General features: G+C 37.3%; 1 protein-coding gene. It reads left to right on the top strand.

Translation table 11 applies throughout. The features are described 5' to 3' along the window. Positions 1 to 19,431, top strand: coding sequence for a non-ribosomal peptide synthase/polyketide synthase (locus ACHRV5_RS17510; RefSeq protein ID WP_395427626.1), 19,431 nt, complete (start codon positions 1 to 3; stop codon positions 19,429 to 19,431). Positions 19,432 to 19,545 lie beyond the last annotated feature (114 nt).

The following is a 19,545-nucleotide window of genomic DNA, read 5'->3' as shown; positions in this document are numbered from 1 at the left end:
ATGGAATTTTTAAGTTTTTTTAGAAAATTAGATAAAGAAAAAATAAAGCTAGTATTAATAGATGGTTCATTAAATATTAAAGCAAATTCTGAAATTGATCCTGAACTTATTTTAGAAATAAGAGAGAATAAGGCTGGTATTATTAAATATTTGGAAGGGTTAGAAAATGAAGATACGGTAGGTGAATTATTGAAAAAAATCACTCCGCATACCAAGGATGATGCTGCCCGTATTCCATTGTCTTTTAGCCAGGAACGTTTGTGGTTTTTAGATCAGCTGCAGGGTAGTTCAGAATATCATATTCCTATTGCATTGCGTTTGGAAGGAGAATTAGACGTATTGATTTTAGAACAAACCTTGCAGACCATTGTATCTCGTCATGAGGTACTTCGTACCATGCTGTTGTCAGAGGACGGGTTAGGTTATCAAGAAGTTATAAGTGAAAAGGACTGGATGTTAGACCAGTTTAAAATAGAAAGTGCATCATTATTTGAAAGTAATCTACAGGATTATTTAATGACCCCTTTTGATTTAGCAAAGGATTATAAATTAAGAGGAGGCTTATACGATTTAGGAGATCAAAAGTATATATTGGTGTGTGTCTTTCATCATATTGCCAGTGATGGTTGGTCTGAGAGTATTTTGGTGAATGAGTTCATGGAGCTTTACAGCGCTTTGCGATCTGGCCGAACTGCCGTACTTCCGGAACTTAGTTTACAATATTCCGATTATGCAATTTGGCAAAGAAAGTATCTGACAGGAACTGTTTTGGAATCTCAATTATCGTATTGGGAAGAGAAACTTCAGGGAGTGGCTACGCTGGCATTACCAACAGATTATGCTCGCCCATCTGAGCAGAGTACAGCAGGATCAAGTGTTTCTGTTGTTTTAAATAAAGAAATTAGTGAGTCTTTAAATATTTTATGCCAAAGAGAAGGTGTTACCTTGTTTATGGTGATGCTGTCTGTTTTTAAGGTATTGTTGTCGCGTTATAGCGGGCAAGATGATATCTGTGTTGGAACGCCAATTGCAAACCGTACCCAATCGGAGTTAGAAGGAATGATTGGCTTTTTTGTCAATACGTTGGCCCTTCGCAGTGATTTGGGAGGCAATCCAAGTTTCAAAGAACTTTTAGCAGAAGTTAAAAGAACTACATTGGACAGTTATGATCATCAGTTGGTTCCATTTGAGAAGATAGTAGAGCGTGTGGTTACGACCCGCGACAGGAGTATGAGTCCTTTATTTCAGGTGATGTTTGTGTTGCAAAATGCACCCGAAGGTTCAGGTGAATTAGACTTAAAGGATCTTACGCTTTCAAACTATGAGTTTGACACTGTTACTTCAAAGTCTGATTTAATGTTGAATGTATCCGAAAAGAAAAACGGTATTGCATTGGATGTGGTCTATTGTACCGCTTTATTTGATAAAGCGACGATTGATCGTATGTTGCTGCATTACCAAGAGTTATTGGCAGGTATTGTGAATAATATCAACCAGTCAATAGATAGTCTTTTAATGCTTACTGCGAAGGAAGAACATCAATTGTTGAATGTTTTCAATAATACAGCTGTTGAGTATCCAAAGGATAAAACCATAGTTGCTTTATTTGAAGAACAGGTTAAAAATACTCCTGATGCCATTGCGGTAGTTTATGAGGGAGCCAAATTAAGTTACAAAGAATTAAATGAGAAGTCGAATCAACTAGGATCTTATTTAAGAGAACAAGGCGTTGAGCCAGACACTCTTGTGGGGATCTGCGTAGAGCGTGGTTTGGAGATGTTGGTTGGAATCTTAGGAATCTTAAAATCAGGAGGTGCTTATGTGCCAATCGATCCCGATTATCCTGAAGATCGTATTGCCTATATGGTAGGTGATGCCGGAATTAATTTAGTATTGAGCAGTGCAGCAAGTCATAAAGTACTGGAGGAATATACCGATATTAATGTTGTGCTCTTAGATACAGATTGGGATAAGATTTCAAACTATTCAACAGAAAACTTAAGTGTTGTAGTAGCACCGGATGATTTGGCTTACGTGATTTATACTTCAGGAAGTACAGGTAATCCAAAGGGAGTTTTAATTACCCATAGTAATGTAGTTCGTTTGTTTAAAAACGAATCCTGTTTATTTGATTTCGGAACTCATGATGTCTGGACGCTGTTTCATTCGTTTTGTTTTGATTTCTCGGTATGGGAAATGTATGGAGCCTTACTTCATGGAGGCCGTTTGGTAGTGGTTCCAAAAGCAGTAACCAAAGACGCTATTTCGTTTAAAGAATTATTGATCACTGAAGGGGTCACGGTTTTAAACCAGACTCCGGGATCTTTTTATGCGCTTCAGGAAGCATTCTTATCAGAGAATTTTGATCATGCGATTAGATATGTGATTTTTGGAGGAGAGGCATTAAACCCTGTTTATTTACAAAATTGGAAAGCATTATATCCGTCTTGTAAAATGATTAACATGTATGGTATTACCGAGACTACGGTTCACGTTACCTATAAAGAACTTACAAGTTCAGATATGTTAAGTTCGGTTAGTGCTATTGGTTCAGCGATTCCTACTTTAGGATGTTATATTTTAGATGCCAATCTAAATTTAGTACCGGTAGGCGTTATTGGAGAGTTATGTGTAGGAGGAGCAGGAGTTGCAAGAGGATATTTAAACAGAGAAGAATTAACGCAAGAGAAGTTTATCGCAAATCCTTTTGTAGCAGGAGACCGCTTGTATAGATCAGGAGACTTAGGACGCTGGCTAGCTGACGGCAGTATAGAATATATTGGAAGAAAGGATAATCAGGTAAAGATCCGTGGTTATCGTATCGAATTGGGAGAGATCGAAAATGCTTTGTCATTGTTAGAATCAGTTACTCAATGTTGTGTGTTGGCCAAAGAAGATGCATCAGGTAACAAACGTCTGGTTGCTTATGTAGTTTCAGAGAACAAACTAGATAAAACAGCTTTACAGGATCAATTAAAATTAAGTTTACCGGAATATATGGTTCCGATGATTTGGGTTGGACTGGATAAAATGCCTTTAACGTCTAATGGTAAATTGGACAAGAAAGCGTTACCGAATCCGGATAACTCAGATCTTTCTACACAGGAGTATGTTGCGCCTCGCACAGAGACGGAACAACAATTCGCAGTCATTTGGCAAAACTTATTGGGAATAGAAAAAGTGGGAGTTTATGATAATTTCTTCGAATTGGGTGGTCATAGTTTATTGGCTGTTCAGTTGATTTCTCGTCTACAGAAATTAGATTTTCATATTAGAGTAAAAGATATTTTTGCAGGACCAACGATAGCTTTAATGAGTGAGAAGTTATCTTCTTTATCATTAGTGTATCGTGTTCCGGCCAATGGTATAACAGTTGATAGCGATGTTATTACCCCAGCAATGGTTCCTTTGGCTGATTTGAGTCAAAGTGATCTGGATTTTATAATAGACACAGTAGCGGGAGGTGTTTCTAACATCGAGGATATCTATCCTTTATCACCGTTACAGGAAGGAATTCATTTTCATCATCTGATGAGTGATTCTAAACAGGGAGACCCTTATGTTTTGCCTAATTTGCTTTCTTTTTCAGATCAAAGTAAACGAGATTCTTTCATTGAGGCCTTACAATTTGTAGTGAACCGCCATGATGTTTTACGTACCTGTATTTTAAGTTCAGGTTTACCAAAAGCCGTTCAGGTTGTTTTACGTGAAGCGCCTTTATGGATTGAAGACTTAGAGTTGGATCGTTCTGAAGCAGTTTTACCCCAATTAGAGCTTCTGATAGCTTCAGGAGGTTATTGGATGGATGTTACAAAAGCACCATTATTGCAGTTGAAATCAGTTGAAGATGCTGAGAATGGTTGTTATTATTTGATTGTATACCAACACCACTTAATAATTGACCATATTGGTTTAGAGAAAATCATATCAGAGGTGATATCGTATTTATCGGGTAAAGGGGATAGTTTAGGAGTTCCTGTTTTGTACCGTGATTTTATAGGTCATACTTTGCATGCCCAATCGGTAAATGATGGAGGGGCTTATTTTAAGTCTTTATTTGGCGCAATCGAAGAACCTACTTATCCTTTTGGATTATCGAATGTTTTAGGAGATGGTAAGGGGATTGAAGAATCTCATATAGTGCTCTCCAAAGATTTAAGTACAGAATTACGTAAATTAGGTGTAATGCACGCCATAAGTCCGGCAGTTTTGTTTCATGCCGCTTACGGATTGGTAGTAGGGAAGTGTAGTAATAAGGACTATGCGATTTTTGGTTCTTTGTTCTCGGGAAGACTTCAAGGTTCTTTAGGAGCCGCAGATTCCTTAGGATTATTTATCAATACCTTACCGGTGTTGTTGGAATTAAAAGGCAGCACATCAGAGTATTTGAATCAGGTGAAAGTTTTGTTACAGGATTTATTGTCTTATGAGCAAACGCCTTTATCACATATTCAGGATTGGAGTGGTATAGGCAATGATAAAGCCCTTTTTAGTGCTATATTGAATTACCGTCACTCGACACCGTCTTTATCAGAAGAGGATCGTGCAAATGAATTTGATTCGGGGATAACGGTTCTTGAAAATCAGGAACGCACCAATTATCCATTTACATTGAGTGTAGATGATTATGGAGATCATTTTAGTTTAACAGCTCAAATTGACCAGAGTATAGGAGCAGACCGTATCCTTGTTTATATGGAAAATGCTTTGAGAGAACTTTTAGAAGGTCTAAAAAGCGAAGAGTTAACTATAAATACTTTAACTGTTTTATCAAAAGAAGAAGAACATCAATTACTAAACGTTTTCAATAACACAGTAGTTGAATATCCAAAAGATAAAACAATACTTGATTTATTTGAAGAACAAGTTAAAAATACTCCTGACGCCATTGCGGTAGTTTATGAAGGAGAAGAATTAAGTTATAAAGAATTAAATGAGAAGTCCAATCAATTAGGACATTATTTAAGAGAACAAGGCGTTCAAGCTGATACTCTTGTGGGTATTTGCGTGGAACGTAGTTTGGAGATGTTGGTTGGAATCTTAGGAGTCTTAAAATCAGGAGGGGCTTATGTGCCAATAGATCCCGACTATCCCGAGGATCGTATGGCTTATATGGTGAGTGATGCCGGAATAAATTTGGTGTTAAGCAGCGCAGCGAGTTATAAAACAATAGCAGAGCATACAACCGGTAATGTTGTTTTACTGGACACGCACTGGGATAAGATCTCAAAATATGCAACAGAAAATTCAGGTATTGCAGTAGCACCTGGTGATTTGGCCTATGTGATTTATACTTCTGGAAGTACCGGCAAACCTAAGGGAGTCTGTATTGATCATGTTAGCCTGTTTAACTTTTTACAAAGTATGATTGGCCGCTTAGAAATGGAAGACCTCAAGAGTTTTCTTTCGGTGACCACCTATACTTTTGATATTTTTTACTTAGAGTTTTTTGCGCCACTTTTGTTAGGCGCAAAAGTTATCGTTTTAAATAATGCAACTATCAGAGATGGCGATGAGCTTCAATCTGCTATCGCTCACTATCACCCTGATTTTATGCAAGCAACTCCATCGACTTGGCAAATGCTTGTTGATACGGGTTGGCAGAACAAGGAAGAAGTAAAGATTCTAAGCGGAGGAGAAGCGATTAAGGAATCCTTAAAAAACAGCCTTACTTCTATTAGTAAAGAGGTTTGGAATTTATATGGACCAACAGAGGCTACTATCTGGATTACAGCTCAAAAGTTAGATTTCTCGAAAAAAGTAATTATCGGTAAAGCCATTGCTAATGTTCAGTTGTACATATTAGATGATCATAATGCGATATTGCCTTGTGGTATAATTGGAGAATTGCATATTGGCGGAGCTCAGTTGGCTCGTGGTTATTTGAACAGAGCAGAATTAACGCAAGAGAAGTTTATTGCAAATCCATTTGTAGAAGCAGAGCGAATTTATAAAACAGGCGATTTGGCGCGCTGGCTCGCTGACGGTACTATAGAATATATCGGCAGGAAAGACGATCAGGTAAAGATTCGAGGGCATCGTATTGAACTCGGTGAGATCGAGAACGCTTTATCTTCATTAGAATCTGTTACCCAGAGTTGTGTATTGGCCAAAGAAGATACAGCAGGTAACAAACGTTTGGTGGGTTATGTAGTTTCAGAGAACAAACTCGATAAAACAGCTTTACAAGAACAATTAAAATTAAGCTTACCCGAGTATATGGTTCCGATGATCTGGGTTGAACTGGATCAGTTGCCTTTGACTTCAAATGGTAAATTGGACAGAAAAGCATTACCGGATCCGGATAGTTCCGATTTGTCTAGTCAGGCCTATGTTGCACCACGTACAGACACAGAAAGACAATTGGCTGTTATCTGGCAAAACTTATTGGGTATAGAAAAAGTGGGAGTTTATGATAATTTCTTCGAATTGGGTGGTCATAGTTTATTGGCTACCCGATTGGTATCGATGATTCGTAAAGAAATGGTTCTTGAGATATCAGTAAGAGAAGTATTTGAACATACAACTATAGCAACTTTAGGAGCTCATGTATCGGATCAATCCGAGGGAGTACTACTGCCGACTATTATTTCAGAGGATCGTCCCGAGCGTATTCCATTGTCTTTCAGTCAGGAACGTTTGTGGTTTTTAGATCAGCTGCAAGGTAGTACAGAATATCATATTCCTGTGGTGTTACGTTTGGAAGGCGAATTAGAAGTATCGATTTTAGAACAAACCCTGCAGACTATTGTATCTCGTCATGAGGTACTCCGTACCATTCTTTTATCGGAGGCTGGTGTAGGTTATCAGCAAATAATACCTGCAGAAGACTGGATATTGGATCAGGTTAAAACAACAGAATCTTTATTAGAAAGTGCTGTTAAAACGTACCTTATAACACCTTTTGATTTATCGAAAGACTATAAGCTAAGAAGTTGTCTTTATGATTTAGGAAATCAAAAGTACGTACTGACTTGTGTGTTTCATCACATTGCCAGTGATGGTTGGTCAGAAGGTATTTTGGTGAATGAATTCATGGAACTTTACAGTGCTTTACAATCAGGAAGTGCTACAGCAACAGCAACAGCAACAGCAACAGTTTTACCTGAACTTACTCTGCAATATTCCGATTATGCAATCTGGCAAAGAAAATATCTCGAAGGAGCTGTTTTAGAATCCCAATTAACGTATTGGGAAGCGAAGTTACAGGGAGTGGCTACACTGGCATTGCCAACAGATTATGCTCGTCCTTCTGTGCAGAGTACAGCAGGATCAAATGTTTCTTTCGCTTTAAATAAAGAAATTAGTGAGTCGATAAATGCTTTAGCTCAGAGAGAAGGGGTTACCTTGTTTATGATGTTACTGTCTGCCTTTAAGGTTTTATTATCGCGTTATAGCGGACAGGATGATATTTGTGTGGGAACACCAATTGCAAACCGTACCCAGTCAGAATTAGAAGGTATGATTGGCTTTTTTGTCAATACTTTGGCCCTTCGCAGTGATTTGGGAGGCAATCCAAGTTTCAGTGAACTTCTGGAAAGAGTAAAAGAAACTACATTGGAGAGTTATGATCATCAGTTAGCGCCATTTGAGAAGGTGGTAGACCGTGTGGTTACGACTCGCGACAGAAGTATGAGTCCTGTGTTTCAGACAATGTTTGTGTTGCAAAATGCCCAGTCAGGTTTAGAGCAAACAACAAGAGGTTTGCAAAACGTTAGCCTTTCAGCTTATGATTTTGATGTTGTTACAGCCCAATTTGATTTAACATTGAATGTAGCCGAAAGCAATAATGGTATTGTTTTGAATCTGAATTATTGTACCGCTTTGTTTGATAAAGCGACAATTGAGCGTATGTTGCTGCATTACCAAGAATTGTTGACAGGCATTGTAAGTGATAGCAATCAGCCAATAAACAGACTGTCAATCTTGACTACAGGAGAAGAGCACCAATTATTGGATGTTTTCAATAATACGGCAGTTGAGTATCCAAAGGATAAGACATTAGTAACTTTATTTGAAGAACAGGTTAAAAATACTCCTGATGCCATTGCGGTGGTTTATGAAGGAGCCAAATTAAGTTATAAAGAATTAAATGAGAAGTCGAATCAATTAGGATCTTATTTAAGAGAACAAGGCGTTGAGCCAGACACTCTTGTAGGGATCTGCATAGAGCGTGGTTTGGAGATGCTGGTTGGTATTTTGGGAATCTTAAAATCAGGAGGTGCTTATGTGCCAATCGATCCGGATTATCCTGAGGATCGTATTGCTTATATGGTGGATGATGCAGGTATGAAAGTGGTGCTAAGTAGCGCAGCAAGTCATAAAGTGTTGGAGGAATATAGCGCTATTAATGTTGTACTCTTAGATACAGATTGGGATAAGATTTCAAACTATTCAACAGAAAACTTAAGTGTTGTAGTAGCACCGGATCATCTGGCTTATGTGATTTATACTTCAGGAAGTACAGGCAGACCAAAAGGGGTGATGAACGAGCATGGAGGTATCGTAAATCGATTGTTATGGACGCAATCCCATTATCAGTTAACGGCTGAAGACACCATTCTTCAAAAAACTTCCTTTAGTTTTGATGTTTCTGTTTGGGAACTATTATGGTCTGTTATCTGCGGTGCTAAATTGGTTTTTGCGAAACCGGAAGGTCATAAAGATGCTCTTTATTTAAAAGAACTCATCGAGCAAAATAATATCACTACGATCCATTTTGTTCCTTCAATGTTAAGCGTTTTCCTTAGTTCAATTGAGTTAGGAGACTGTAGTTCATTACAGCGTGTTTTATGTAGTGGAGAAGCTTTACAACTGGATCATGTTAGTCTATTTAGAGAGAAATTTAATAATGTACGTTTAGATAATTTATACGGTCCTACCGAGGCAGCGATTGACGTTAGTTCTTGGGAAGTTCCTCTTAAAGGGGACTTGTCAGGCGTTTTAATCGGTAAACCGGTTGCCAATACCAGTTTATATGTTTTAGATGAAGCACACGAACTTTTACCATTAGGTGTAACAGGTGAATTATGTATTGGTGGAATTCAGGTAGCCCGAGGTTATTGGAATAAAGAAGAATTAACACAAGAGAAATTTATAGTAAATCCTTTTGTTGAAGGAGAAAGAATTTATAAAACGGGCGATTTAGCACGTTGGTTACCGGATGGAAATATAGAATACATTGGCAGAAAGGATAATCAGGTTAAGATTCGTGGGTATCGTATCGAATTGGGTGAGATTGAGAACACTTTGGCATTGTTGGAATCAGTTACACAATGTTGTGTATTAGCTAAAGAAGATGCATCAGGTAATAAACGTTTGGTTGGTTATGTAGTTTCAGAAGGTAAACTGAATAAGACTGATTTACAGGATCAATTGAAATTAAGTTTACCGGAATATATGGTTCCGATGATCTGGGTTGAACTGGATCAAATGCCATTGACATCAAACGGTAAACTAGACAAGAAAGCTTTACCTGATCCGGATGGTTCAGAATTATCCAGTAAAGAATATGTTGCGCCACGTACAGAAACGGAACGACAGTTGGTTGCTATTTGGCAAAATGTACTGGGAATAGAAAAAGTTGGAGTTTATGATAATTTCTTTGAAATAGGAGGAGATTCTATTATATCGATCCGATTGATATCAAAAATAAATGAAACGTTTAAGAAACGGATTCAATTACTCGATCTTTTTAAATACAGTACTATAGAGCGTTTTGCAATTTCAGCATTAAATGATAATACGCATGATGCTAAGACAGAACAGCTTTATCAAAGTGTCGATTCTGAGATAGAAAAACTGAGCTTATCTATTAGGAATTCTATGGAGAATTCAGATTTGATTGAAGACATTTACCCAATGACAGATGTTCAGCAAGGGATGATTATGGAATCATTAGTAGATCCGGGCTTAGGTGTTTTTCATGATCAGATGACATTTCCTTTTAAAGATGATTCTTTTGATTTTGCTAAGTTTGAAAAAGCAATGGCATTATTAATCGAAAAACATTCTATTTTTCGTACGAGTTTTAATTTTTCAGATTATGAACAACCGGTTCAAATCGTATATAAAAATGTTTCTTTTGACATAGAACAAAGAGATTTAAGTTTATTTGATAAGAAGGAACAAGAAAGGAAAATTGAAGAATTTCTGATATCAGAAAGAGCCATTCCTTTTAGTATTGAGGAAGGAGCATTATATCGTTTTACTGTTTTTACTATTGACGCCCATACTAAGTTATTTGTATACCAGTTTCATCATGCTATTATGGACGGATGGAGTCTCGCTACATTTACGACGGAACTTTATAAAACGTATTTTGAGTTAAAGAAGGAAAATAATTCTTTTTCTTCCGAAATAGCTTGTAATCAGAGAGATTATATCATTAAAGAATTGATGGCTAAGCAAGATGTTGAGGCTATTTCTTTCTGGAAAGAAGAATTGACAGGATATAAATATTTGGATATTTTCTCAGAAGAAACACGAGTGACTGAGTATTACACCAAACGATATGATTTATCTTTTTTAAATGATCTGAAAAAACAATGTAAAGAGCATAATTTGACGCTAAAAAGTGTGTTTTTTGGGGTCTATATCTATGCACTAAAGCTACTGACTCATGAAACAGAGCTAACGGTTGGTTTGGCGGCAAATAACCGTCCATCAGTCGAAGATGGAGACAAAATTTTAGGATGTTTTTTAAATACGATACCGGTACGCTATATTTTTGAATCAGAGGGAAGCTGGTTGTCGTATTTTAAAAGTGTCGAAGAAAAGATGAATGAAATAAAACGCTATAGTCATCTGACATTTTTTGAAATTAAACGTCTTATCGGAGTAGACAGGGATGATTCTTTTTTTGATGTATTGTTCAATTATGTTGATTTTCATGTGTATAATGAAATCACTCCGGAGAATTTTTCAACAGGAGTTTTACTTCCGGATACGAATGATGAGCATAAAGAGGATATAAAAAACAGTTCTTTTGAGCGAACAAGTTCAGGTCTAAATTTAACAATAAATTTAACTGGAACTACTGGATTTGAAGTTCAATATTCGATGTACAAAAATCTTAACTCAGAAATATCTTTAGAGCGTTTTCATTCTTATCTGAATAATATTTTAGATTGTTTCAGGAACAAACCTGAAGCGAGTGTAAGTATGGACTCGATTTTATCAAAAGAAGAGTCTGATCAGTTATTAGATGTTTTTAATAACACAGCGGTTGAATATCCAAAAGATAAAACGATCCTTGCTTTATTTGAAGAGCAGGTTAAAAATACTCCTGATACCATTGCGGTGGTTTATGAGGGAGAAGAATTAACTTATAAAGAATTAAATGAAAAGTCCAATCAATTAGGACATTATCTAAGAGAACAAGGCGCTCAGTCTGATACTTTTATAGGGATCTGTGTAGAGCGTAGTTTGGAAATGATGGTCGGTATTTTAGGAATCTTAAAATCAGGAAGCGTTTATGTACCCATAGATCCTGATTACCCGTCAGATCGTATCGCTTATATGATTGATGATGCAGGTATGAAACTGGTATTAAGTAGTACAGCGAGTCATAAAGTATTAGAGGAGTATACCGCTATTAATGTTGTACTCTTAGACACGAATTGGGATGCGATTTCGGGATATTCAACAGAAAATCCGGGTATTGAAGTAACACCGGATGATTTGGCGTATGTGATTTATACTTCGGGAAGTACCGGCAGACCAAAAGGAGTGATGGTTACTCACGGAAACATTGTAAGTTTATCTAAGAGTTGTGATTATCTCGCTTTAAATTCAGAAACAGTATGGTTGTCAACAGGTTCAATCTCTTTTGATGCGACTACGATAGAATTTTGGGGAACTTTATTAAATGGAGGACAATTAATAGTAGCCTCTATCAATACGCTTTTAAATTCAGTTAGTTTAAAAGAACTGCTTATTGAACGAAAAGTAAATACCTTATGGATGACCGCTTCGTGGTTTCATCAGGTAGTAGAATCTGATTTATCTCTTTTTGAACCCCTCGATTATTTAATAGTAGGAGGAGATGTAGTTTTATTTAATTATACAAATAAGTTAAAAGAACTTTATCCGAATCTTAAAGTGGTTAACGGTTATGGTCCAACAGAAAACACTACTTTTTCAACGACTTATACCATTGATAATATAACGAACAAGAATCTTCCAATAGGAAAACCGATTAATAATAGCGTTGCTTATATTTTAGATGCTAATTTAAATTTAGTACCGGTTGGCGTTATTGGAGAATTGTGTGTTGGAGGTTCAGGAGTTGCGAGAGGTTATTTAAATCAGGATGAATTAACTCAGGAGAAGTTTATAACAAATCCTTTTGTAAAAGGAGACAGAATTTATAGAACGGGAGATTTAGTACGTTGGCTAGCTGACGGAAATATTGAATATATAGGAAGAAAAGACGATCAGGTAAAGATCCGTGGTTATCGTATCGAGCTTGGTGAGATCGAGAACGTTTTATCTTCATTAGAAGCTGTGATTCAGTGTTGTGTTTTAGCTAAAGAAGATGCATCAGGTAACAAACGTCTGGTTGCTTATGTAGTTTCAGAGAACAAACTAGATAAAACAGCTTTACAGGATCAATTAAAATTAAGCTTACCCGAATATATGGTTCCGATGATTTGGGTTGGACTGGATAAAATGCCTTTAACGTCTAATGGTAAATTGGACAGAAAAGCGTTACCGAATCCGGATAACTCAGATCTTTCTACACAGGAGTATGTTGCGCCTCGCACAGAGACGGAACAACAATTGGCAGCTATTTGGCAAAACTTATTGGGAATAGAAAAAGTCGGAGTTTATGATAATTTCTTCGAATTGGGTGGCCATAGTTTACTGGCTGTTCAGTTGATTTCTCGTCTACAGAAATTAGATTTTCATATTAGAGTAAAAGATATTTTTGCAGGACCAACGATAGCTTTAATGAGTGAGAAGTTATCTTCTTTATCATTAGTGTATCGTGTTCCGTCCAATGGTATAACAGTTGATAGCGATGTTATTACCCCAGCAATGGTTCCTTTGGCTGATTTGAGTCAAAGTGATCTGGATAGCATACTGGCAACTGTGACGGGAGGCATTACCAATATAGCAGATATTTATCCTTTATCGCCGTTACAGGAAGGAATTCATTTTCATCATTTGATGAGTGATCCTAAAGAGGGCGATCCTTATGTGCTTCCAAGTTTACTTTCTTTTACAGATCAGAGTAAACGAGATTCTTTCATAGAGGCTTTACAATTTGTGGTGAACCGTCATGATGTTTTACGTACCAGTATTTTGAGTTCAGGTTTACCAAAAGCCGTTCAGGTTGTTTTACGTGAAGCGCCTTTATGGGTCGAGCATTTAGAATTGGATCATTCAAAAGCAGTTTTACCACAATTGGAACTTCTGATAGCCCCTGGAGGATATTGGATGGATGTTACAAAAGCACCATTATTGCAGTTAAAATCAGCAGATGATACTCAGAATGGCAGCTATTATTTGATTGTATACCAACATCACTTGATAATTGACCACGTAGGTATGGAGAAAATCATAGCTGAGATTACGATGTATTTATCAGGAAATATAGCCAGTTTAGGAGTTCCTGTTTTGTACCGTGATTTTATAGGCCATACTTTACACGCCCAATCAGTAAATGATGGAGGGGCATATTTTAAAACTTTATTTGGCGCAATCGAAGAGCCTACTTATCCTTTTGGATTATCGAATGTTTTAGGAGATGGTAAGGCGATTGAAGAATCTCATGTAGTGCTCTCCAAAGATTTAAGTACAGAATTACGCAAATTAGGTGTAATGCACGCCATAAGTCCGGCAGTTTTGTTTCATGCCGCTTACGGATTGGTAGTAGGGAAGTGTAGTAATAAGGACTATGCGATTTTTGGTTCTTTGTTCTCGGGAAGACTTCAAGGTTCTTTAGGAGCCGCAGATTCCTTAGGATTATTTATCAATACCTTACCGGTGTTGTTGGAATTAAAAGGCAGCACATCAGAGTATTTGAATCAGGTGAAAGTTTTGTTACAGGATTTATTGTCTTATGAGCAAACGCCTTTATCGCATATTCAGGATTGGAGTGGTATAGGCAATGATAAAGCCCTTTTTAGTGCTATATTGAATTACCGTCACTCGACACCGTCTTTATCAGAAGAGGATCGTGCAAATGAGTTTGATTCGGGGATAACGGTTCTTGAAAATCAGGAACGCACCAATTATCCATTTACATTAAGTGTAGATGATTATGGAGATCATTTTAGTTTAACAGCTCAGATTGACCAGAGTATAGGAGCAGACCGTATCCTTGTTTATATGGAAAATGCTTTGAGAGAACTTTTAGAAGGTCTAAAAAGCGAAGAGTTAACTATAAATACTTTAACTGTTTTATCAAAAGAAGAAGAACATCAATTATTGAATGTTTTCAATAACACAGTGGTTGAATATCCAAAAGATAAAACGATCCTTGATTTATTTGAAGAACAAGTTAAAAATACTCCTGATGCCATTGCGGTGGTTTATGAAGGAGAAGAATTAAGTTATAAAGAATTAAATGAGAAGTCTAATCAATTAGGACATTATCTAAGAGAGCAGGGAGTTCAAGCTGATACTCTTGTGGGTATTTGCGTGGAACGTAGTTTGGAGATGATGGTCGGTATTTTAGGAATCTTAAAATCAGGAGGCGCTTATGTGCCAATAGATCCCGATTATCCCGAGGATCGTATGGCCTATATGGTGAGTGATGCTGGTATAAATCTGGTGTTAAGCAGCGCAGCGAGTCATAAAACAATAGCAGAATATACAAGCGGTAATGTTGTTTTACTGGACACGCACTGGGATAAGATCTCAAAATATGCAACAGAAAATTCAGGTATTGCAGTAGCATCTGGTGATTTGGCTTATGTGATTTATACTTCGGGAAGTACCGGCAAACCTAAGGGAGTCTGTATTGATCATGTTAGCCTGTTTAATTTTTTACAAAGTATGATTGGCCGCTTAGAAATGGAAGTCCTCAAGAGTTTTCTTTCGGTTACCACCTATACTTTTGATATTTTTTACTTAGAGTTTTTCGCGCCACTTTTGTTAGGCGCAAAAGTTATCGTTTTAAATAATGCAACTATCAGAGATGGCGATGAACTTCAATCTGCTATCGCTCACTATCACCCTGATTTTATGCAGGCAACTCCATCGACTTGGCAAATGCTTGTTGATACGGGTTGGCAGAACAAGGAAGAAGTAAAGATTCTAAGCGGAGGAGAGGCGATCAAGGAATCCTTAAAAAACAGCCTTACTTCTATTAGTAAAGAGGTTTGGAATTTATATGGACCAACAGAGGCTACTATCTATATTACAGCTCAAAAGTTAGATTTCTCGAAAAAAGTAATTATCGGTAAAGCCATTGCTAATGTTCAGTTGTACATATTAGATGATCATAATGCGATATTGCCTTGTGGTATAATTGGAGAATTGCATATTGGCGGAGTTCAGTTGGCTCGCGGTTATTTGAACAGAGCAGAATTAACCAAGGAGAAGTTTATTGCAAATCCATTTGTAGAAGCAGAGCGAATTTATAAAACAGGCGATTTGGCACGCTGGCTCGCTGACGGTACTATAGAATATATCGGCAGGAAAGACGATCAGGTAAAGATTCGAGGGCATCGTATCGAACTCGGTGAGATCGAGAATGTGCTTTCTTCAGTATCAGGAATTACCCAGAGTTGTGTATTGGCCAAAGAAGATACAGCAGGTAACAAACGTTTGGTTGGTTATGTAGTTTCAGAGAACAAACTCGATAAAACAGCTTTACAAGAACAATTAAAATTAAGTTTACCCGAGTATATGGTTCCGATGATCTGGGTTGAACTGGATCAGCTGCCTTTGACTTCAAATGGTAAATTGGACAGAAAAGCGTTACCGGATCCGGATAGTTCCGATTTGTCTAGTCAGGCCTATGTTGCGCCACGTACAGACATAGAAAGGCAATTGGCTGTTATCTGGCAAAACTTATTGGGTATAGAAAAAGTGGGGATTTATGATAACTTCTTCGAATTGGGCGGTCATAGTTTATTGGCTACCCGATTGGTATCGATGATTCGTAAAGAAATGGTTCTTGAGATATCTGTAAGAGAAGTATTTGAACATACAACTATAGCAACTTTAGGAGCTCATGTATCGGATCAATCCGAGGGAGTACTACTGCCGACTATTGTTTCAGAGGATCGTCCCGAGCGCATTCCATTGTCTTTCAGTCAGGAACGTTTGTGGTTTTTAGATCAGCTGCAAGGTAGTACAGAATATCATATTCCTGTGGTGTTACGTTTGGAAGGCGAATTAGAAGTATCGATTTTAGAGAAAACCCTGCAGACTATTGTATCTCGTCATGAGGTACTTCGTACGATACTATTATCGGAGGCTGGTGTAGGTTATCAGCAAATAATACCTGCAGAAGATTGGATATTGGATCAGGTTAAAACAACAGAATCTTTATTAGAAAGTGCTGTTAAAACGTACCTTATAAAACCTTTTGATTTATCCAAGGACTATAAGTTAAGAAGTTGTCTTTATGATTTAGGAAATCAAAAGTACGTACTGGCTTGTGTGTTTCATCACATTGCCAGTGATGGTTGGTCAGAAGGTATTTTGGTGAATGAATTCATGGAACTTTACAGTGCTTTACAATCAGGAAGTGCTACAACAATAGCAACAGTTTTACCTGAACTTACTCTGCAATATTCCGATTATGCAATTTGGCAAAGAAAATATCTCGAAGGAGCTGTTTTAGAATCTCAATTAGCGTATTGGGAAGAGAAGTTACAGGGAGTGGCTACACTGGCATTGCCAACAGATTATGCTCGTCCTTCTGTGCAGAGTACAGCAGGATCAAATGTTTCTTTTGTTTTAAATAAAGAAATTAGTGAGTCGATAAATGCTTTAGCTCAGAGAGAAGGGGTTACCTTGTTTATGATGTTACTGTCTGCCTTTAAGGTTTTATTATCGCGTTATAGTGGACAGGATGATATTTGTGTGGGAACACCAATTGCAAACCGTACCCAGTCAGAATTAGAAGGTATGATTGGCTTTTTTGTCAACACTTTGGCTCTTCGCACGGATCTTGGAGATAATCCAAGTTTCAGTGAACTTCTGGAAAGAGTAAAAGAAACTACATTGGAGAGTTATGACCATCAGTTAGCGCCATTTGAGAAGGTGGTAGACCGTGTGGTTACGACTCGCGACAGAAGTATGAGTCCTGTGTTTCAGACAATGTTTGTGTTGCAAAATGCCCAGTCAGGTTTAGAGCAAACAACAAGAGGTTTGCAAAACGTTAACCTTTCAGCTTATGATTTTGATGTTGTTACAGCCCAATTTGATTTAACATTGAATGTAGCTGAAAGCAATAATGGTATTGTTTTGAATCTGAATTATTGTACCGCTTTGTTTGACAAAGCGACAATTGAGCGTATGCTACTGCATTACCAAGAATTGTTGACAGGTATTGTAAGTGATAGCAACCAGCCAATAAACACCCTGTCAATCTTGACTACAGGTGAAGAGCACCAATTATTGGATGTTTTCAATAACACAGCTGTTGAATATCCAAAGGATAAGACATTAGTAACTTTATTCGAAGAACAGGTTAAAAATACTCCTGATGCCATTGCGGTGGTTTATGAGGGAGCCAAATTAAGTTATAAAGAATTAAATGAGAAGTCGAATCAATTAGGATCTTATTTAAGAGAGCAAGGCGTTCAAGCTGATACTCTTGTGGGGATCTGTGTAGAGCGTGGTTTGGAGATGTTGATTGGAATCTTGGGAATCTTGAAATCAGGAGGGGCTTATGTGCCAATCGATCCGGATTATCCTGAAGATCGTATTGCTTATATGGTAGGTGATGCAGGTATTAATTTAGTATTGAGTAGTGCAGCAAGTCATAAAGTACTGGAGGAATATACCGATCTTAATGTTGTACTCTTAGATACAGATTGGGATAAGATTTCGGGTTATTCTAAGGAAAATCAGGACATTGTAGTATCGCCGGATGATTTGGCTTATGTGATTTATACTTCAGGAAGTACAGGTAATCCAAAAGGAGTTTTGATTACCCATAGTAATGTAGTTCGTTTGTTTAAAAACGAATCCTGTTTATTTGATTTCGGAACTCATGATGTCTGGACGCTGTTTCATTCGTTTTGTTTTGATTTCTCGGTATGGGAAATGTATGGAGCTTTGCTTCATGGAGGCCGTTTGGTAGTGGTTCCAAAAGCAGTAACCAAAGACGCTATTTCCTTTAAGGAATTATTGATCAGTGAAGGAGTCACGGTTTTAAACCAGACTCCGGGATCTTTTTATGTACTTCAGGAAGCATTTTTATCAGAGAATTTTGATCATGCGATCAGATATGTGATTTTTGGAGGAGAGGCATTAAACCCTGTTTATTTACAAAATTGGAAAGCATTATATCCGTCTTGTAAAATGATAAACATGTATGGTATTACCGAGACTACGGTTCACGTTACCTATAAAGAACTTACAAGTTCAGACCTGTTAAGCTCGGTTAGTGCTATTGGTTCAGCAATTCCTACTTTAGGATGTTATATTTTAGATGCCAATCTAAATTTAGTACCGGTAGGGGTTATTGGAGAGTTATGTGTTGGAGGAGCAGGAGTTGCAAGAGGTTATTTAAACAGAGAAGAATTAACGCAAGAGAAGTTTATAGCAAATCCTTTTGTAGCAGGAGACCGCTTGTATAGATCAGGTGACTTAGGACGCTGGCTAGCTGACGGTAGTATAGAATATATTGGAAGAAGGGATAATCAGGTAAAGATCCGTGGTTATCGTATTGAATTGGGTGAGATCGAAAATGCTTTGTCCTTATTGGAATCAGTTACTCAATGTTGTGTATTGGCCAAAGAAGATGCATCAGGTAACAAACGCCTGGTTGCTTATGTAGTTTCAGAGGATAAACTAGATAAAACAGCTTTACAGGATCAATTAAAATTAAGTTTACCGGAATACATGGTTCCGATGATTTGGGTTGAACTGGATAAAATGCCTTTAACTTCTAATGGTAAATTAGATAAGAAAGCCTTACCGGATCCTGATAATTCACAGTTATCGAGTAAGGAGTATGTTGCGCCGCGTACCGATACAGAAAGACAGTTGGTGGAAATCTGGCAGAATTTACTAGGAGTAGAAAAAGTTGGAGTTTATGACAACTTCTTCGAATTGGGTGGTCATAGTTTATTGGTGACCCGTTTAGTATCTATCATACGTGACGAGTTGTCTATAGAAGTACCGATCCAAGAGATATTTAAATTTAGTACGGTAGATGAGTTATCTTCTTACTTACATTATAAGATAATTAACTTTAATGATTCTATAGATGAATTTAGTATGCATATTGAGCTATAATTTCAATACAGTTGGCTGCCGATCCGGATGTGCCAACTAAGAATCGATACTAAGGTTTGGATTTGATTGTAAAGCATGTAGTTAAATTCAAAAATAGAAATAGCCTTCAAATTA

It is taken from the genome of Flavobacterium sp. FlaQc-52 (assembly GCF_044007495.1).
In the GTDB taxonomy this organism is placed as follows: domain Bacteria; phylum Bacteroidota; class Bacteroidia; order Flavobacteriales; family Flavobacteriaceae; genus Flavobacterium; species Flavobacterium cupriresistens.
Note: the sequence above shows the minus strand (reverse complement) of the source record. Positions and strands in the feature narration are given on the sequence as shown.

Bases quoted from the DNA above. Each gene is read 5' to 3' on its own strand.
- ACHRV5_RS17510 (WP_395427626.1), top strand. From the start codon at position 1: ATGGAATTTTTAAGTTTTTTTAGAAAATTAGATAAAGAAAAAATAAAG.